The sequence below is a fragment of the Sinisalibacter aestuarii genome (assembly GCF_027923545.1).
GTDB lineage: Bacteria > Pseudomonadota > Alphaproteobacteria > Rhodobacterales > Rhodobacteraceae > Sinisalibacter > Sinisalibacter aestuarii.
In genome coordinates, this window is sequence record NZ_BROH01000003.1 from 257,766 (window position 1) to 277,357 (window position 19,592).

At 64.9% G+C, this 19,592-nt stretch carries 15 protein-coding genes; 7 read left to right on the plus strand and 8 right to left on the minus strand.

Annotation, left to right across the window (positions count from 1 at the left end; genetic code table 11):
- Positions 1–23: 23 nt before the first annotated feature.
- The 7 genes from QMG28_RS08020 to QMG28_RS08050 all read left to right on the plus strand — a co-directional run bounded on the left by QMG28_RS08020 (position 24) and on the right by QMG28_RS08050 (position 9,619).
- Positions 24–1,559, plus strand: a complete 1,536-nt coding sequence (locus QMG28_RS08020; protein ID WP_281841697.1) for a sugar ABC transporter ATP-binding protein — start codon at positions 24–26, stop codon at positions 1,557–1,559.
- Positions 1,556–2,530, plus strand: a complete 975-nt coding sequence (locus QMG28_RS08025) for an ABC transporter permease (RefSeq protein WP_281841698.1) — start codon at positions 1,556–1,558, stop codon at positions 2,528–2,530. The genes QMG28_RS08020 and QMG28_RS08025 overlap by 4 nt, the downstream gene beginning before the upstream one ends.
- A 103-nt stretch (positions 2,531–2,633) precedes the next feature.
- Complete coding sequence (locus QMG28_RS08030) at positions 2,634–4,703, plus strand: hydantoinase/oxoprolinase family protein (protein WP_281841699.1); 2,070 nt, start codon at positions 2,634–2,636, stop codon at positions 4,701–4,703.
- A 5-nt stretch (positions 4,704–4,708) separates the two neighbouring features.
- Positions 4,709–6,376, plus strand: coding sequence for a hydantoinase B/oxoprolinase family protein (locus QMG28_RS08035; RefSeq protein ID WP_281841700.1), 1,668 nt, complete (start codon positions 4,709–4,711; stop codon positions 6,374–6,376).
- A 79-nt stretch (positions 6,377–6,455) separates the two neighbouring features.
- On the plus strand, positions 6,456–7,967 hold the full coding sequence (locus tag QMG28_RS08040; RefSeq protein WP_281841701.1) for an aldehyde dehydrogenase (NADP(+)): 1,512 nt from the start codon (positions 6,456–6,458) through the stop codon (positions 7,965–7,967).
- Entirely contained in the window at positions 7,964–9,265 is a 1,302-nt protein-coding gene (locus tag QMG28_RS08045; RefSeq protein ID WP_281841702.1) for an ArgE/DapE family deacylase, read from the plus strand. Before QMG28_RS08040 ends, QMG28_RS08045 begins: the two co-directional genes overlap by 4 nt.
- A 3-nt stretch (positions 9,266–9,268) precedes the next feature.
- Positions 9,269–9,619, plus strand: coding sequence for a RidA family protein (locus tag QMG28_RS08050; protein WP_281841703.1), 351 nt, complete (start codon positions 9,269–9,271; stop codon positions 9,617–9,619).
- Between the two features lie 87 nt (positions 9,620–9,706).
- Here the strand turns inward: QMG28_RS08050 and QMG28_RS08055 are convergent, their stop codons facing one another.
- The 8 genes from QMG28_RS08055 to QMG28_RS08090 all read right to left on the minus strand — a co-directional run bounded on the left by QMG28_RS08055 (position 9,707) and on the right by QMG28_RS08090 (position 19,592).
- A complete protein-coding gene (locus QMG28_RS08055) occupies positions 9,707–10,738 on the minus strand; it encodes a trans-3-hydroxy-L-proline dehydratase (RefSeq protein WP_281841704.1) in 1,032 nt (343 codons plus the stop codon).
- An 8-nt stretch (positions 10,739–10,746) separates the two neighbouring features.
- Positions 10,747–11,907, minus strand: a complete 1,161-nt coding sequence (locus QMG28_RS08060) for a M20 aminoacylase family protein (protein WP_281841705.1) — start codon at positions 11,905–11,907, stop codon at positions 10,747–10,749.
- Between the two features lie 10 nt (positions 11,908–11,917).
- Complete coding sequence (locus QMG28_RS08065; RefSeq protein ID WP_281841706.1) at positions 11,918–12,907, minus strand: ABC transporter ATP-binding protein; 990 nt, start codon at positions 12,905–12,907, stop codon at positions 11,918–11,920.
- Positions 12,904–13,908, minus strand: coding sequence for an ABC transporter ATP-binding protein (locus tag QMG28_RS08070; protein ID WP_281841707.1), 1,005 nt, complete (start codon positions 13,906–13,908; stop codon positions 12,904–12,906). The genes QMG28_RS08065 and QMG28_RS08070 overlap by 4 nt, the downstream gene beginning before the upstream one ends.
- Before the next feature lies 1 nt (position 13,909).
- Entirely contained in the window at positions 13,910–14,911 is a 1,002-nt protein-coding gene (locus QMG28_RS08075; RefSeq protein WP_281841708.1) for an ABC transporter permease, read from the minus strand.
- A gap of 3 nt (positions 14,912–14,914) precedes the next feature.
- Positions 14,915–15,700, minus strand: coding sequence for an ABC transporter permease (locus QMG28_RS08080; protein WP_281841709.1), 786 nt, complete (start codon positions 15,698–15,700; stop codon positions 14,915–14,917).
- A 144-nt stretch (positions 15,701–15,844) separates the two neighbouring features.
- A complete protein-coding gene (locus QMG28_RS08085) occupies positions 15,845–17,569 on the minus strand; it encodes a hydantoinase B/oxoprolinase family protein (protein ID WP_281841710.1) in 1,725 nt (574 codons plus the stop codon).
- Position 17,570: 1 nt separating this feature from the next.
- Positions 17,571–19,592: a hydantoinase/oxoprolinase family protein gene (locus QMG28_RS08090; protein WP_281841711.1), complete on the minus strand. Its 2,022-nt coding sequence runs from the start codon at positions 19,590–19,592 to the stop codon at positions 17,571–17,573.

Consider the following 19,592-nt stretch of genomic DNA (forward strand, 5'->3'; position numbering starts at 1 on the left):
CACCAATCGACGAAAGGACGGTCATGGCCCAGACCGACATCGCCGTTCGCGTGCAGGGTGTCGCCAAAAGCTTCGGCAGCACCCGCATTCTGAACGACATAACCATCGACTTCCACAAAGGCACGGTTCACGCGCTGGTGGGCGAGAACGGCGCAGGCAAATCGAGCGTCGGCAAGATCGTCGGCGGCTATTATTCGGCCGATGAAGGCGTCGTCGAGATATTCGGCGATCAGGTCACCAGGTTTTCGCCCCGCGACGCGCTGCAGCGCGGGGTTGCCATGATCCACCAGGAATTACAGCTCGTCCCCGAGCTGACCGTGCTCCAGAACGTATTTCTGGGGCTTGAGACGAATAGCGGCGGCGTGCTGACCAGGGGCGATCTCGCCCGGTTCCACGATCTCGAAAAAACCTGCGAATTCGCCCTCGATCCGAACGCAAAGGTGGCCACGCTGCGGATCGCCGAGCGCCAGAAGGTCGAGATCATGCGCGCCGTGGCCCGCGAAGCACGGGTCATCATCATGGACGAGCCGACCTCGTCGCTCACCGAAGACGAGGCCGAACGCCTGCACGCCCTGATCGCCCGCCTGAAATCGCAAGGCACGACGGTGATCTATGTGAGCCACTTCCTCGACCATATCATCGCCAATTGCGACAGCGTCACGGTGATGCGCGACGGACAGGTCATTCGCACCGATCCGATCGCGGGAGAGACCAAGCAATCGCTGGTCGACAGCATGTTGGGTCAGGCGTCCGAGATCATCTGGCCAGACCTGCCGCCCGCGCCCGCAACCACGGTCGCGCCGGTCGCCGAGCTGCGCAACGTCCATACCTCGACCGGACTCACCGACATCTCTCTGAAAATCCGGCCCGGCGAAATCGTCGGCCTGATCGGGCTGGTCGGCGCCGGGCGCACCGAGATCGGACATGTCATGTTCGGCGCCGACCGTATCCTGTCGGGCAGCTACAGCATCGACGGCGTCGAATACCCGCGCCTCACCATCCCGCAGGCGGTCGCGAAGGGGGTGGCGCTGGTTCCGGAAGACCGGCGCAAACAGGGCCTCGTGCTGACCCAGACGACGCGCCCAAATGTGAGCCTGGCCTCCCTCGGCAAGATCGCCAGAGGCGGCATCCTGAAGCCCCGGACGGAACGCGAACGGGTGAAGCGGATGATAGATCACTTCGGCATCGTGCCCGGCAGGATCGACGGCGATGTCGCCTTCTATTCCGGCGGCAACCAGCAAAAGGTGCTGCTGTCCAAATGGGCCGTCGAAAAGCCCCGGCTTCTCATCCTCGACGAACCCAGCCGGGGCGTCGATATCGGGGCCCGCCAGCGTATCCACGAATTCATTGTCGAGATGGCGGCCGCCGGCGTCGGCGTTCTGCTGATCTCGTCGGAACTTGAGGAAGTCATCAATCTTTCGCACCGCGGCTACCTCATGAGCGAAGGCCGGATCTTCGCCGAAGCCGATTGCCGAACCCTGAGCGTCGAGACGGCGCTGCACCGCATCTTCCACGCCCAGAGCGAACTCGACCAGCAGGAAAAGGGGACGAACCCATGACCGACATGACCACCACGGGCAAGACCGCACCCCGGATCACGGCCGCAACCATCGGAGATTTCGCCCGTCAATACGGCGTGCTGATCATCATCGCCGCCCTTCTGATCGGTCTCAGCTTCGCGTCGGAAAACTTCTTCACCGCGCGCAATCTGCTCAACATCCTGAACCAGTCCGCCCCGCTGGCCATCATCGCCTGTGCGCTGACGCTCGTGATCATCGGCGGCGGCTTCGATCTGTCGACCGGGGCGGTTTTCGGCGTGGCCTCGGTCTCGGCGGGCTGGCTGGCGATCAATGTGGACCCCTATGTCGGCATTGCCGCAGGGCCGCTGATCGGCATGTTTCTCGGCGCGGTCAACGGGCTCATCATCACCGGCTTCGGCGTTCACTCCTTCCTCGTGACGCTCGCGACCAGCCTTGTCTACCGGGGCATCGCCATCCTGATCACCGGCGGCGCGCTGATCCCGGTGCGCATCGCCGAATTCTCGTGGCTCGGCCGCGAAAAGATCGGGCTCGTGAACGTCGCGGTTCTGGTCTTCCTGGCGTTCATGGTGCTGATGATGTTCCTCCTCAACCGCACCACATTCGGCCGCAAGGTGTTTGCCGTCGGCGGCAATGAGGAGGCCGCGATCCTGTCGGGTATCCGCACCAATCTGGTGAAGGTGATGACCTTCAGCCTGTCAGGCGCCGCTGCCGGCCTTGCCGGCGTGATCAGCGTGTCGCGGATTTCGATGGCCGAGCCGCAGGCCGGCGCGGGCATGGAGCTGGAAGCCATTGCCGCGGTGATCCTCGGCGGCACCTCGATCATGGGCGGGGCCGGCGCGGTCTGGCGCTCGGTTTCGGGCGTGCTGCTGATGGCGCTGATCGGCAACGGCTTCAACATCCTGAACGTGAATCCGTTCTTCAAGGATCTGACCACCGGCGTGATCATCGTGATCGCCGTGGCCCTCGCTGCGAGCGCATCCCGCCGCTGAACCCGTCAAACACGCGCGGGCCCGGTCCCCGCGCGCAGAACCGCAACAAAGCCGGGCGCGGTCTCACCGCCCCGATGGCTCCCAATACCCAAAGAGGTCACTCATGGCTGATACGATCACACGGGTTTCCACCGATGTCGGCGGCACGTTCACCGATCTCGTCTATTTCGAAACCGATACCAAAACCGGCGTCCAGACCGTCCGCACCGCAAAATCCGACACCACCCCGCCGAACTTCGAACAGGGTGTGCTGAACGTGCTGAAACGCGGCGATGTCGACGTGAACGCGGTCGACATGTTCGCGCACGGCACCACCGTCGTCATCAACGCGCTGACCGAGCGCAAGGGCGCCAAGGTGGGGCTTGTCACCACCAAGGGCTTCCGGGACTCGCTTGAAATCGGCCGGGGCAACCGCCCGGACTTCTTCAATCTGATGTACCAGAAACCCGCCCCTTTCGTGCCGCGCTACCTGCGCCGCGAAATCACTGGCCGGATGGATTACCGGGGCCGCGAAGTCACCCCGCTCTCCTATGACGATCTTGACGAAACGCTGGAGCTGTTTCGCGCCGAAGGCGTCGAGGCGGTCGCGATCTGCCTGCTGCACGCCTATGCCAACACCGCCCATGAAGAGGCGCTCGCCGCCGAAGTGGCGCGGCGCTGGCCGGAGGTGACCGTCGTGGCCTCGCACCAGATCACCCGCGAGTGGCGCGAATATGAGCGCTCCACAACCACGGTTCTCTCTGCCTACGTGCAGCCGAAGGCCCAGCGTTATCTCGAAAAGCTCGAAACGGGTCTGGTCGAGGGTGGCTACAAGGGTCAGCTGTTCATCATGCAGTCAAACTGCGGTGTCGACTCGCTGGAGGCGACCAAGGCGGTTCCGATCACGATGGTCGAAAGCGGCCCCGCCTCGGGGTTCTGGGGGGCTGCCGAACTGGGCCGGATCATCGGCGAGCCGAACATCCTCGCGCTCGATATCGGCGGCACCACCGCCAAGTGCTCGCTGATCGAAAACGGTCAGGCCAAGATCAAGACCGATTACTGGATCGAGCGGAACGCCAAATCCGCCGGCTATCCGATCATGGTTCCCGTGGTCGATCTGGTGGAGATCGGCAATGGCGGCGGTTCCATCGCCTGGGTCGATGATTTCGGCAAGATGCATGTGGGTCCGCAATCGGCGGGCGCCTCGCCCGGCCCGGCCGCCTATGGCCGGGGCGGCACCGACGTGACCACCACCGATGCCAACCTCGCACTCGGCCGGATCAACAAGGATTACTTCTGCGGCGGCACGGTCGAGGCGGATCTCGGCGCGCTCGAAGCCGGCTTCGACAGGCTCGCCGGGGAGCTGGGCGCCAGCCCGGTCGAGGTCGCGCGCGGGATCGTGCGGATCGCCAATTCGAACATGGTCAACGCGCTCAAGCTGGTTTCGGTCAACCGCGGATACGATCCGCGCGACTTTACCCTCGTCGTCTTCGGCGGTGGCGGGCCGATGCATGGCGTCGCGCTCGGCCAGGAACTCGGGGTGAAGAAGGTCGTCGTGCCGCGCGGTGCGCCGGTATTCTCGGCCTGGGGGATGATGATGTCGGACCTGCGCCGCGACTATTTCGTCACCCGTCTGCTCGATGCCGACGATGCCGGCAGCCTCGACGAATTGCTGCACCACACGATGGAACTGGCGCGCGACGAATTTGCCCGCGAAGGCGTGGCGCGCGACGCGGTGAAGCTCGTGCCGCAAATCCGCTGCCGCTACCAGAACCAGGAATTCGGCGTGGAAGTGCAGATCCCTGCCGGTCCGGTGACCCCGGAGGTCGTCGAAAAGATGATCGCGGAATTCCACGTCAATTACGAACGCGAATATACCTACACGCTCGACGCGGCGGTGGAAGTCACCGGCATTCACCTGATCGCATCGAGCGAGGTCGGCAAGCTCGAAATCGTTCCGATCCCGACCACGGGAGCTACAATCGCGGATGCTGTGAAGGGCAGGCGCGACGTGGATTACGCCACCGAAGGCGTGCATCTGGCGACGATCTATGACGGCGAGAAACTGGAGCCGGGCATGAGCTTTGCCGGTCCGGCCATCATCGAAGATCCGGGCACAACCGTGGTGATCCACCCCACCAACACCGTGTCTGTCGACGATTTCGGCAATATCCACATCGAAACGCGGGAGTGATCGCGATGACCACCCAAACGCAAATTTCCCACGACCCTGTCACCTTCGACATTATCCAGAACGCGCTTCAGGCCGTGGCGGACGAAATGTTCGTGGCGCAGCGCAAGACCTCGATGAGCGCGATCATCTACGAAGTGCTCGACCTGTCCTCCTCGATCCTCGACGCCAGCGGCCAGATCGCGGCCTCGGGGGCGGGCATCCCGGCCTTTATCGGCGTGCTCGACAAGGCGATTGCCGGCATTCTCGCGAAGTTTCCGCTCGACGAGATCAGGCCGGGCGATGTGTTCGCCTCGAACGATCCCTATTACGGCGGGGTGACCCACCTCAACGACATGGTGCTCGCCGCCCCCATCTTTGCCGATGGGCGTCTGGTGGCCTGGGTCTCCAACATCGCGCATTGGAACGATGTGGGCGGCATGGTGCCCGGCTCGATGTCGTCCGACGCCACCGAGATCTTTCAGGAAGGCGTGCGCATTCCGGCGGTCAAGCTGTTCGACGCGGGCAAGGAGAACAAGGCGGTTTTCGACATCCTCTACGTCAACACCCGGCTGCCCGATTACCTGCGGGGCGACCTCTGGGCCGGGATCGCGGGGCTTCGGACCGGCGAACGCCGGATCATGGAGCTGATCACCAAATACGGCGCCGATACCTTCGAGGCGGCTGTCGAGGATTTCATGACGCTTGGCGAAACCCGCGCGCGCAAGGCCCTCGGCGACCTGCCCGAAGGCAGCTACGAATTCTCCGAAGAGCAGGATACCGGCCAGGTTCACAAGGTGGTGCTGACCATCACCAAGGACGAGTTCATCGTCGACCTGACCGACAACCCGGCGCAGGCGGGCTCGTCCAACTCCTCGCGCGAAGGCACCGAGATCGCCGTTCAACTGGCGTTCAAATCCTTTACCGACCCGGATGCGCCGGGCAATGGCGGCTTCTTCCGCCCGCTGAACGTGATCACCAGGCCCGGCACGATCTTCCACGTGCAGGAACCGGGGGCGCTCGGCTATTACTCCGAGGTCGAAATCCGGCTGTTCGACATGCTGCTGCGCGCGCTCGCGCACCATTTCCCCGGTGTCGTGCCCGCCGGCAACTTCGCCTCGATCTGCGGCACTGTGGTGGGCGGCCCTCACCCGGAAACCGGCCGTCACTATACCATCGTCGAACCGCAGGTTGGCGGTTGGGGCGGCTGGAACGGCCATGACGGGCCTTCCGGTCAGTTCTCCGGCTTCCATGGCGAAACCTTCAACTGCCCGGCGGAGGTGGCCGAGGCCCGCTATGGCCTTGCGGTCGATCAGGTGGCGCTCAATCCGGAGCCCGGTGGCGAAGGCCAGTGGCGCGGCGGCAAGGGGATCGACGTGCATTACCGCGTGCGGGCCGACAACAACTTCCTGTCGCTCGGCTACACCCGCTCGCGCATCCCGCCCTGGGGGGTCGATGGCGGCCTTGACGGCTCGACGAACTATGTCGAAGTCATCCGCACCGATGGCAGCAGGCAGCGCTTTTCCTTCGCCACCAATGTCGAAGTGAATACCGGAGACGTGATCCGCGTGGTCACAGGCAATGGCGGCGGCTACGGCCCCCCGCAGAACCGCGCACCGCAAGACATCGCCCTCGATCTGCGCGACGGCTACCTCACCCCGGAACGCGCCAGAGAAATCTACGGCTACGACGCCTGATCCCGCGCGCACCGACATATCCGCCCGCCACAGCCCTGCGGCGGGCGATCCCTCTCCATCTTTCCGAAAAGAGGCGCCTATGCCCTACACGCCCCATGGCAAACACCTGATCGCCGGCGACCTCGTCGGCGCGGACGAAACCTTCACCTCCACGCCCGTCTCCGGCGCACCCTTCACCTTCAGCGCCGGCAGCGCCGCGCTGATCGACCGCGCCGCGACCGCCGCCGAGGAGGCATTCTGGACCTACGGCTATACCGATGCCGAAACCCGGGCGCTCTTGCTTGAGACCATCGCCGACGAGATCGAGGATCGTGGCGTCGAGATCACCGAAACCGGATCGGCCGAGACCGGCCTGCCGCCCGTGCGCCTCGACGGCGAACGGGGCCGCACGACCGGCCAGCTTCGCATGTTCGCAACTCATATTCGCAAGGGCGACTATCTCGACCGCCGCCATGACGAAGCCCTGCCCGACCGTGCCCCCGCGCCGCGCCCCGATCTGAAGCTCGTGCAGCGCCCGCTGGGTCCGGTCGCGGTTTTCGGGGCATCGAATTTTCCCCTCGCCTTCTCGACCGCCGGCGGCGACACCGCCTCGGCGCTGGCCGCAGGCTGCCCGGTTGTCGTGAAGGGCCACGAAGCCCATCCCGGCACGGCCGAGCTCGTCGCCGAGGCGATCACCGCCGCGGTAGCGAAATGCGGCCTGCCGGCGGGCACCTTCTCGATGGTCCATGGCGGCTCGCTCGATGTCGGCAAAGCGCTTGTCGAACACCCTCTGATCATGGCCGCCGGCTTCACCGGATCGCTGCGTGGCGGCCGCGCGCTCTACGATCTCTGCGCGGCGCGTCCCAATCCGATCCCCTTCTATGGCGAGCTTGGCTCGATCAACCCGATGTTCCTCCTGCCCGCCGCCATGGCGGCCCGGGCCGGGGCGATGGGCACGGGCTGGGCCGGATCGCTCACCATGGGTGTGGGCCAGTTCTGCACCAATCCCGGCGTCGCCATCGTGCCCGATGGCCCGGAGGCCGATGCGTTCATCGAGGCCTCCGCCACCGCGCTCGCGGCAACCGGCAGCCAGACGATGCTGACGGAAGGCATCGCCAATGCCTATCGCCACGGGCGCGATGCGCTGATCACCACCGGGGCGGCCCGCGAAGTGCTGTCGAAAACCTGCGAGGGGCGCAGTGGCGCGCCGTCGCTTTTCGTCACCAGTGGTGCGGAATGGGCCGCGAACCCGGATCTCGGCCATGAAGTCTTCGGCCCGCTCGGGATCGTGATCCGCACCTCCGGCCGGGACGAAATGCGCGAGATCGCCCGCGGCCTCGCCGGTCAGCTCACCTGCACGATCCACATGGAGGAGGCGGATAGCGGTTTTGCGCGCGAGCTTGTCCCGATCCTCGAACGCAAGGCCGGGCGCCTGCTCGTCAACGGCTTTCCGACCGGCGTCGAGGTCTGCGACGCGATGGTGCATGGCGGCCCCTACCCCGCCACCACCTTTGCCGGCACCTCCGTCGGCACAATGGCGATCCGGCGGTTCCTGCGCCCGGTCAGCTATCAGAACTTCCCCGACACCCTCCTGCCCGGTGATCTGACATGAACGCCGCCGCGCTGAAAGAGCTTGAGGCCAGGCTCGACGCCCGGCTTGCCGACATGCATGCCGGTCAGATCGACTGGCTGGCGAAGCTCGTCTCCTTCGACAGCGTGCGCGGCAATGTCGGCCCCTGTCAGGATTGGCTGGCGGGCGAATTCGCCGCGCGCGGCTGGTCGGTGGACAGCTTCACCATCGACGAGGTGGATATCGCGGGCAGGCCCGGCGCCTCGCCCGTGGTCGATACCGATTACAGCGACGCGAAGATCGTCGTCGCCACTCACGAGGTCGACGATGGCAAAGGCAGGAGCCTGATCCTTCAGGGCCATATCGACGTGGTCCCGCCCGGCGCGCCGGAGCTTTGGGAAAACCCGCCATTCCAGCCGATCGTCAAAGACGGCTGGATGTACGGGCGCGGCGCGGATGACATGAAGGTCGGGGTCGCCGAGATGGTGCATGCATTGGATGCGCTGCGCGACCTCGGCTACGTGCCGGATGCGCGGGTTCATATCGAAACCGTCTGCGAGGAAGAATGCACCGGCAACGGCGCGCTGGCCACGCTGGAGCGCGGCTACCGGGCGGAGGCGTGCTTTATCCCCGAAAGCATGAACGGCAGGATGATCCGCGCCGAGCTTGGCTCGGTCTGGGTTCGCGTGCGTCTCTTCGGCAAGCCCGGCCACGTGCTGGGAACCGTCTCCGACAGTTCCAGCGCCACCTTGTCGGCCTACGAATATGTCAAAGACCTGCGCGCGCTTACCGCCGAGATCAACGTCGAGGCCAGGGATCATCCTTACTTCGGCCATATCGACAATCCGGTTAAGTTCAGCCTCGGCAAGATCAGGGGCGGCGACTGGCTTGGCTCCGTCCCGTCCTGGGCCGAGATCGAGTGCCGGATTTCGGTCTTGCCCGGCATCACCCTGCCGCAGATGCGCGCGCGCGTCAGCGAGCGTGTCCGATCCACCGCGGCGCGGCTCGAAGCAACCGTGGACCCGGTCATCGAATGGATCGGCTTCCAGGCCGACGGCCATGTGTTCGAGCCCGGCACCGAGGCCGAGGCGACCCTTGCCCGCGTGCATAAATCCGTGCATGGCACCGAGATGGAAACCTTCAGCCAGACGGCCACCTCCGACACCCGCCAATACGATCTCTATTACGGCATCCCGACCCTGTGCTATGGCGGCCATGGCGAAGGCGCCCATTCGCCACTCGAACGCACCAACCTCGCCTCGATGCGCGAAACCACCAAGATCATCGCATTGTTCATTGCCGAATGGTGCGGCCTCAGACCGATTGAACAGGAGAGCTGATCCATGACCATCACCCGTTTCGAACCCGGCCCCCGGATGAGCCAGGCCGTCGCACATGGCGACACGATCTATCTCGCCGGCATGGTCGGCGCGGAGGGTGCGGAGGTCGCCGAACAGGCGAAGGCCGCGCTCGCCGAGGTCGACCGCGTACTGGCCGCGATGGGCAGCAGCAAATCGCACGCGCTTCAGATCATCGTCTGGCTTGCCGACATGGCCGATTTCGCCGCCATGAACGCGGTCTACGATGCATGGATCGACCCGGAAAACCCGCCGGCCCGTGCCTGCGGCGAAGCAAAGCTGGCGACGCCGGGCTACAAGGTGGAATTCATCGTAACGGCGGCGAAACCCGGCTGAGATCGCCCCGGGCGATGGGCAATGGTCCATCGCCTGCCGGGTGCGGTCCGCCCGGGGCGGCGGCACCGCACAAGCCTGCCAATGTGGTTACTGAGCGCCCGGCCAGGTATCCGCCACACGATACCCAAGCGGGAACGGATCGCTTGGGTCGAGCATCAACTGCCTGTGCTCGGTCACCCAGGCCCGCCCCTCGACCGAGGGGATGATGGCCGGCGTTCCCGCGAGTTGCACGGTTTCTTCTATCCGGCAGTCAAACCGCGTTCCGATGATCGATTCACCGATGAACCTGTCGCCGACGCCAAGCTCGCCGCGGGCATGGAGCACGGCCATTCGTGCCGAACACCCCGTGCCGGTGGGCGAGCGGTCAAGCTTGCCCGGCTCGATGGCGACGGTATTCCGTCCCACGGCCACACCGTCCTGATAGCGCAGCGGCCGGGTGAACTGGCAGAACGAAATGTGCCGCCAGTCGGGGTTGTCGGGATGGCTGAACCCCAGTTGCTCGGTGGCCGCGCGGGTCAGTTTCATGCCGACAGCCGTCAGGTCAGCGGCCTCATCGGGGCTGATCGAAAACCCCAGCGCCTCCGCATCCACCAGAACGAAGCTGTCGCCGCCATAAGCTGTGTCGACGGTCAGGGTGCCGAGGCCCTCGACCTCGATCTCCGCGCCCAGATGCGAGACGAAACTCGGATGGTTGGTGATCCGGACGGAATGCGCCTTGCCGTCTCTGCAGACGGCCCGCACTTCCACCAGGCCGCCCGGCGCCTCGATAAAAAACCGCGTTTCGGGCTCCTGCATCTCCACCAGGCCGATATCGAGCAACACCGTCGCCACGCAGATCGAATTCGAGCCGGACATCGGCGGCGTGTGAACCGGCTCCATGATGATGAACCCGGCCGCGGCGCGCGGGTCTTTCGGCGGAACCAGCAGATTGACATGGCGAAAGACGCCGCCGCGCGGCTCGTTCAGAACGAAATCGCGCAGTGCCCCATCCTGGGCGATCCAGCGGGATTGCTCCCAGATCGTCTCGCCGGGCGGCGGCGCCACGCCGCCGATGATGACATCGCCAACCTCGCCCTCGGCATGGCAGCCGACCACCTGGATACTGCGTGTCGAGCGCATGGCACCCCCTAACCGAGTGTTGCCGTCTGAGCCAGCCGGACCCAGTAGCTGACGCCCGCCGGGATGATCCGGTCGTTAAAATCGTATCCGGAGGTATGAAGCGCCGCCGTATCGCCCTGCCCGATGAAGACGTAGCAGGCTGGCCGCTCATCGGCCATGTACGAAAAGTCGTCGCCGCCCATCAAAGGCTCCATTGCGCTGTCGACGTTTGCCGGCCCGACGATGTCTCCGGCGATGCCGGCGCAGAAATCGGTCAGCTCGGGATCGTTCATGACCACCCCGGTCACGCGGTCAATCCTGACCGAAACCGTGACGCCGAGCGCCTGCCCGACGCCGGTCGCGATCTCTTCGAGGCGGCGGGAGGCCATATCGCGCAGGTCGGGATCGAGCGTCCGGATCGTGCCGGCCAGATGGGCCTCGGTCGGGATCACATTGTAGGCGTTGCCCGCATGCATCTGGGTAAACGAAACCACGGCGGATTGCAGCGGCCCCGTTTCGCGCGACACGATCGCCTGCACCGCCGAGAGCACCTGCGCCGCGGCGACAAGGGGGTCGCTTGTGGTATGTGGCCAGGCGGCATGTCCGCCCGCGCCCGTCAGCGTGATATCGAACATGTCGACGGAGGCGAGCAATGGCCCGGGCCGGGTCAGGACCTGGCCTTCCGGGAAACCCGGAAGGTTATGCAGGGCAAACACCTTTTCAATCGGCCAGCGTTCGAAAAGCCCGTCCTTGGCCATCGCCAGCCCACCGGCGCCGCCCTCTTCGGCAGGCTGGAAAATCACCGCCACGCTCCCCGCGAAATCCCGCGTTTCGGCCAGGTATTTCGCGGCACCGAGCAGCATTGCCGTATGCCCGTCATGGCCGCAGGCATGCATCTTTCCCGGCTGCTGCGATGCATATTCCGCCTCCGACGCCTCTTCGATCGGCAGGGCATCCATATCCGCCCTGAGCCCGATCGTGGCGCCGGGCCGGCTGCCGCGGATGATGCCGACAACGCCGGTCTTGCCCAGACCTGTCGCCACCTCGTCGACACCGAAGGACCGGAGCAGTTCGGCCACCCGGGCGGCGGTGCGATGCTCTTCATACATGAGTTCGGGATGAGCATGAAAATCGTGCCGCCAGGCGGCGATTTCATCGGCAAGATCGTTGATGCGGTTCAGAATTGGCATATGGCAAAACCTACAGGATATCGTCGCGCAGGCAGGCCTTGAAATGGCCCGGCGCGACCTGGTTCATGGTTGGGCGTGTTTGCGCACAGTCGGCGGTGGCGTAGCGGCAGCGGGTCCGCAACACACAGCCCGAAGGCGGATCAATCGGCGACGGCACATCGCCCTCCATCACGATGCGTGCGCGCTTGCGGGCCGGGTCCGGCACCGGCGCCGCCGAAAGAAGCGCCTCCGTGTAGGGGTGGCGCGGGCGGGCAAAGAGGCTTTCGCGCGGGGCCAGTTCCATCAGATGGCCAAGATACATCACCGCCACCCGGTCGCAGAAATGCTCGACCACGGCGAGATCGTGGGAGATGAAAAGGATGGTGAGATCGAGCTTTTCCTTCAGGTCGTGGAGCAGATTCAGCACCTGGGCCTGAACCGAAACATCCAGCGCCGAAACAGGTTCGTCGGCGACCAGCATGTCGGGCTTGACCGCCAGCGCGCGGGCGATGCCGATCCGCTGGCGCTGCCCGCCGGAAAATTCATGCGGGAACCGTCTGGCGGCATCCGCCGGAAGGCCAACGAGATCGAGAAGGCGGGCAACCTCCTCGCGCTGCTCGGCACGGTTGCCCAGGCGATGGATTTCCATGCCCTCGGCCACGAGATCGCCGACCCGGCGGCGCGGGTTCAGGCTGGCGAAAGGATCCTGAAAGATCATCTGAACGCGGCGCCGGTAGGGCTGCATCTTCGCGGGCGGCAGATCGGCGATTTCTTTGCCGTCGAACACCATGTTCCCCGAGGTCGGCGGAATGAGCCCAACCAGCATCCGCCCCACGGTCGTCTTGCCGGACCCGGATTCGCCCACAAGGCCAAACACCTCGCCCTTGCGGATGGAGAAGGTTACGCCCTCGACCGCGTGAACCTGCTTTTTGGGGCCGAGCAGGCCCGAAGGCGCGGGAAAGCGCTTGGTCAGATCGCGGGCTTCGAACAGCGGGCGGGTCTCGGAAGCGATGTCTTTCATCGGGTCACCTCCTGCCAGCGAATGCAGCGCACCTTGTGCTGCGGCGCCACCTCCTCCAGCGCCGGCCCCGCGGCACGGCAGGCATCTTTTGCCAGCGTGCAGCGCGGCGCGAAGCGGCACCCGGCGGGGCGGTCGAGGGGGTTGGGCGGCGCGCCGCCGATGGTCGGCAAATGCCCGTCTTTCAGCCCGTGATCGCCCCCCGGGATCGAGGCCATCAGCCCCACGGTATAGGGGTGGCGCGGATTGGCGAAGATCTCGGCAACCGGGCCCTCCTCCACCACCTGCCCCGAATACATCACGGCGACACGATCCGCGATCTCGGCGACGACACCGAGATTGTGGGTGATGAAGAGCACGGACATGCCGATTTCCGCCTGCAACCGGCGGATCAGATCGAGAATTTGCGCCTGGATCGTCACATCGAGCGCCGTGGTCGGCTCGTCGGCGATCAGAAGGCCGGGCCGGCATGACAGCGCGATCGCGATCATCACGCGCTGGCGCATCCCGCCCGAAAGCTGGTGCGGATAATCCTTCACACGCCGTTCGGGCGCGGGGATGCCGACCAGCCGCAGCATCTCCACGGCCTGCGCCCGCGCCTCGCGCTTGCTGGCGCCGTGGTGCAGCCGGATGGATTCGGCGATCTGATCGCCGATCGACCAGACCGGGTCGAGCGAGGTCATCGGCTCCTGAAACACCATGGCCATGTCGCGCCCACGCACCTCGCGCATCTGGCGCTCCGGCAGCGACAGCACGTCGATCCCGGCGCCGTCATTGCCCCGCAGCGTGATCGTGCCGGCCTCGACCTGCCCGCCACCCCGGCCAACGAGGCGCATGATCGACAGGCTGGTCACGCTCTTTCCGGAGCCGGATTCGCCGACCAGCCCCAGCGTCTTGCCCCGGGGAACCGAGAAGCTGACATCTTCGACACTCACCACCTTGCCGCGGGGCGTATCGAATGTGGTGCGCAGATTGGCGACTTCGAGAAGGGGCGCTTCGCTCATCTCAGCTCCTCCTCACGCGCGGGTCGATCCAGCCATAGAGCAGATCCACGGCGAAGTTGACGACGATGTAGATCACCGCGGACAGCAGAATGAAGGCCTGCACCACGGCATAATCCTGACGGGTGATCCCGTCGATCACCAGCGTGCCGATGCCGGGCCAGGTGAAGATCTGCTCGACCAGAACCGAGCCGCCAAGAAGCTGTGCAAGGATCAGTCCGCCGGCGGTAATGGTGGGCAGAAAGGCATTGGGCAGGATATGTCTGAAATGCGCTGAAAATGCCGGCACCCCCTTGGAATGCAGAACCGTAATGAACGGCTCGTGCACGACATCGAGCAGATTGGCGCGCAGCAGGCGGATGAGGTAGCCGAACGAAGCCAGCGAAAGCGCGAAACCGGGGAGCGCCAGATGACGCAGCGCGGTGAGCGCGCCGCGAATATCCCCGGCAAGCAGGTAGTCGAACGTATAGAATCCGGTGATCACATGCGGCGGCGCCGGACCGCGCCCCACCGGCCCCGGAAACCACCCGAGCGTTTCGAAGAACAGCATCAGGAACAGAAGCGAAATCCAGAAAGGCGGAACGCCAACGCCCACAAACGATGCGGCGCGCAGCAGCCCGTCCAGCACGCGCGATCCGGAATAACTCACCAGAACGGTCAGCAGAACCGCCAGGGAAAACGCAATCGTAAACGCAAACAGCGCCAGTTCGCCGCTGGCGGGAAGGCGTTCGGCGACCAGTGGCAGCACGTCTTTGCCGGCGGCATAGGAAAAGCCCCAGTCGCCGGTGAAGAAGTTCACGATATAGTCGAGATATTGGGTCACCAGCGGCTTATCGAGGCCCATCTGAGCGCGGACCTGCGCCAGCACATCTTCGGAGGCGAACGGCCCGGCGATAAGGCGGGCCGGATCCGTCGGCAGGGCGCGCAGGACGACAAAGGCGATGATCGACGCCCCGAGAACCGTCAGGACCGCCGACCAGAGGCGTTCGGCCAGAAACCTGCCCATCGCTCAGCCCCCTATCCCGAGACCCGATTTCGGATCGTAAATGTCGCGGAGCCGGTCGGCGATCACGTTGCCGGCGACCGCGAGCGCAAAGATGCCAAGGCCGGGGAACAGACCGAGCCACCATTGCCCGGTCAACGCATAGGCCAGCCCCTCGGTGATCATCGTGCCCCATTCGGGCACCGGCGGCTGAATGCCCAGCCCGACAAAGCCGAGCGCGGCCATCGTCATCACCGAGAACGAAAAGACCGAGGAAGCCTGGATCAGAATGGTCGACACGGTCTGCGGCAGGATGTGATGCCGGATCAGGCGCATGTTCGATGCCCCGAGCGCCCGCGCGCTCTCCACATACATCATGTGCCGCAGCCGAAGCACCTCGCCCCTCAGCAGCCGGAAATACCACGGGATGGCGGCCAGAATGACACCGACCATCGCCGATACCATGCCGGTCCCAAGCCCGATCGCGACGGCCATGGCCAGAATGAGCGGCGGAAAGGCCAGGATCGCATCCATGATACGCGACAGGACAAGGTCCACCGCGCCCGAAAGAAGGCCAGCGATCAGCCCCAGCACCCCGCCGACCAGGGTGCCGATAACGGTCACCGCCAGCGCCACCCCGATCGACACCTGCGCGCCCCAGATGAACCGCGCGAACACATCGCGCCCGACATCGTCGGTTCCCATCGGATGGTCGAGGGATGGCGGCAGCAACGAATTGAGAACATTCACTTTCAGCGGATCGACACGCCAGATGAAAGGTCCGGCAACGGCGACAAGGACAAGCACGGCCATGATCGCAACGCCCAGGGCCATTTCGGGATCGCGGACTATCTTGGTGGCAGTTCGGAGCACCTTTGGGTTTCCTCTGGTTTATTCACGGGCCAGCGCCGCCCCGGCAACCGACCGGAGCGGCGTCTGGCTTGCGGTCAATCCGGCTCAGGCAAACGCATGGGGATAATGCGCCCGGGCGAATTCCTCGGAAATGTAGCCGTCCTCGATATCGCGCATGACCGCCTCGACCGGGCGCTCGCTCGGATTGCCGTATCCGCCGCCACCGCCCGTTTTCATCCTCAGAACCGAGTCCTTCGGCATGGAAAAGTGCGTCGTCTTCGGGATCTCGTGAACAGAGCCGTCCGGCAATTGCGCAAGGCAGTTGTTCGGCCTGGCCTCTTCGCCGCCTTTCAGCCCCCAGGGGGCGTTATAGGCCCGCTCGAAAACCGTGGTGATAAGCGTGTCTTCCACCATCCGGATATCGAGATTGAGGCCCGGCCCGCCGCGATACTTGCCCGGCCCGACGGAATCCGGCGCCAGCGCGAGCTGTTCGATGATCCAGGGGTTGCGATGCTCCCACACCTCCGCCGGCGTGAACCGGGTCGCCGATTCCGCGATATGCAGCATGATCCCGCCATCGCCGCCATCCCAGGCGCCCTGCCCCACCGGCAGCGGCGTGCCATCGGCCCAGGGCTGACGGGTGGCTTCGCGCTGCCCCCATGCCACGAGCGAACAGATACAGCCGCCGGACGAGGCCGGAACGGCCTTGGGCATGGCATTCGAGATCGCGTTATAGATCACCTCGATCGCCTGCAGCGCGGGCCAGCCATAGATGAATGACGGCGCAGGCGGCAGCGGGTCGAACATCGAGCCCGGCCGGGTAATCACCTTGAGCGAGCGGAAATGGCCTTCATGCGGCGCTTCGCCATATCCCGCCAGCATCGTGATGGCCACGCGGCTGGCCGAAATGGTGGATGGCAGCGGCGAGTTGGTCGGCCCCACCTGCTCGTCCGGCACTTTCGAAAAATCGAGCGTGACCTCCGACCCCTTCACTTCGAGTGCGATCTCGAACGGAATACGGTCGGGGGTGACGCCGTTATTGTCCATCTCTCCCCGGCCGATATAGCGGCCATCGGGGATTTTCTCGAAATAGGAGCGCACGATGCGCTCGCCGTGGTCGAACATATCGTCGACCGCCGCCCGAAACTCGTCCAGACCGAAGCGCTCCACCACTTCCAGCAGCGATTTGACCCCGACCCGGCACCCGGTGACCTGCGCATCCAGATCGCCCCGCACCATATTCGGCACGCGCGTATTGGCCATGATCATGCGGAAGATGTCCTCGTTGAGCACGCCTTCCTTGTAGATCTTCACGCCAGGGAAAATGACGCCTTCCTGGAATACATCCGTCGTATCGGTGCAATAAGGGTCCTTGGCCGCAATATCGAGCCAATGCCCCTTGATGGCGACATAACCGATCAGATCCTCATCGCGGTAGAACACGGGCATGATGATGACCATGTCCTGCGGGTGAGAGCCGGTGCCGAAGGGCCAGTTGTAGATCAGCGCATCGCCGGGGTTCAGCGTTTCCGGCCCGCCATTGCTCTTTACCGCCTCGTCGATGCAAAAGCTGAGCGTCCCCATGAACAGCGGCAGCGACGGGGCCTGGGCGAGCAGGCGGATATCCTTGTCATAGATCGCGACCGCGAAGTCGAGGACTTCGTAGATGATCGGCGAAAAGGACGTGCGGACAAGCGCGCGCTTCATCTGATTTGCAGCCGAGTTCAGCGCATGGCGCACAACTTCGGTGGTGATCGGATCGGCCTTGGCGTCGGTCATCCGGCCTTTTCTGCCGGCCTCGTGGACCACAGGTTCGTGTCGATTGGTCATGTTACACTATCCGTTCCAGAGTGAGTTCGCCCGCATTGCCCACGGACATCGTCCATTCGGCGTCGACATATGTCGTCGTCGTGTCTTCCGTCACGATTGCCGGCCCGTTGACTTTGCCGGTGATCTGGCCGCGCGGAATGATGCGGAATGGCATCCGCGCCTTTCGCTCGAAGGAATAGGCATTGATCTCGTCGAGATCGGTTTCGCCACCGCGTTTCGGGCTGTATTTCAGATCCCTGCGCGGCAGCGGCACGGTCGTGCTGGCCCGGATGGAAACCAGCTCCACCTCCTGGTTCATCGTCGCCCCGAAGGTCTGCGCATATTCGGCCACGAAACGATCCAGCAGGGCCGCCTCATCCTCCGCCACCGATGCGCCGTCCACGGCGACCTCGATGGTCAGGGTGTGTTCCTGACCCTTGTAGCGCAGATCGAGCCGCGCCGACCTGATCGAGCTCTGCGCATGGGCGGCGCTGCGCTCTTCAAGGGCGACGAACAACTCGGCCAAGACCGCGTTCACCTGGTCGAGCGCGCCGGGCACGAGGTCGATCACCCGTGTCCGTGCGATGGACTGCACCATGTCGGCGCCGAGCAGCCCCCAGGCCGAGAAATTGCCCGCAAGCGGCGGGATGACAATGCGGTCCATCCCCAGCTCATCGGCCAGAAGCGTTCCCATCAGCGGGCCGGCCCCGCCGAAGGGCACCAGCGTCATCTCGCGGGGATCGAGCCCCTGGTCGAGCGAGATTTCCCGCATCGCGTTGGCCATCGCCGCCGACGAAATCTGCATGATGCCCGCGGCGGTCCCTTCCGCATCTTGCCCGATATGGCTGCCGACCTTTTCCAGCGCCGCCCTGGCCTGACCGATATCGAGATGGATCCCCGAGGCGAGGTTGCCCGGCCCCAGCATCCCGAGCCATGCGGCGGCATCGGTCATCGCGGGCTCCGTGCCGCCTTTGCCATAGCAGGCCGGCCCCGGAACGGCACCGGCCGATCTCGGCCCGACGCGCATCAGCCCGCCCGGGTCGATATGGGCGATGGACCCGCCCCCCGACCCGATGGACCGCACATCCACCCAGGGCGACTGGATCGGCATGTTGTCGATCATGCCTTCGAAAAGCACCTGGGGGTTGCCGTCAATCACCAGCGCCGTATCGAACGAGGTGCCCCCCACATCGGCCGTGGCCAGCGACTTGATGCCGAGGAGTTTGGCGATCTCGCTCGCCCCCTGCGCACCGCCCACCGGGCCGGACATGATGGTTTCGAAAGGCCGGTCCTCGGCTTCCGCAAACGTCATCGAGCCCGATCCGGAACGGGTGATCAGCGAGGTGCCCTTGAACCCCATGTCGCGCAGCCGCCCGTCGAGCCGGCGCAGATAATTGGCCATCCGCCCGCGAACGAAGGCGTCGACACAGGTTGTCGATGTGCGTTCATATTCGCGGTATTCGCCGGAAATCTTGTGCGAAAGCGAAATGCCGCCTTCAAAGCCGGCCGCGCGCAGCAATTCTTCCAGCCGCAATTCGTGGGCCGGGTTGGCATAGGCGTTGATGAGCGACACGGCGATCGCATCGACGTTTTCCGCGATCAGCCGTTGCGCCGCCGCCGTCACATCCGCCTCGTCGAGAGGGGTGTATTCGGCGCCGGTGCCCAGCATCCGCCCCCCCACTTCGAGGCGCAGGCGCCGGGGCACCAGCGGCTCGGTCTGCTTCCAGAAAAGGTTGTACATTTCCGCCCGGTCGCCGCGCCGGATTTCCAGCACGTCGCGGAACCCCTGCGTGGTGATGAGGCCCACCCGCGCCCCCCGCCGTTCCAGCAAGGCGTTCAGCCCCACGGTGGTGCCGTGCAGGAAAAACTCGGCGCGTTCGATCACATCCTGCGGCACATAATCCCTGATCGCCGCGACAACGCCTTCCTCGGGGGCCGAGGGAACGGTTGGCACCTTTCCCTCGACGGTTTCGCCCGTGTCTTCATCAAAGTAGACAAGATCCGTGAATGTGCCGCCGATGTCGACACCGATACGAGTTGCCAT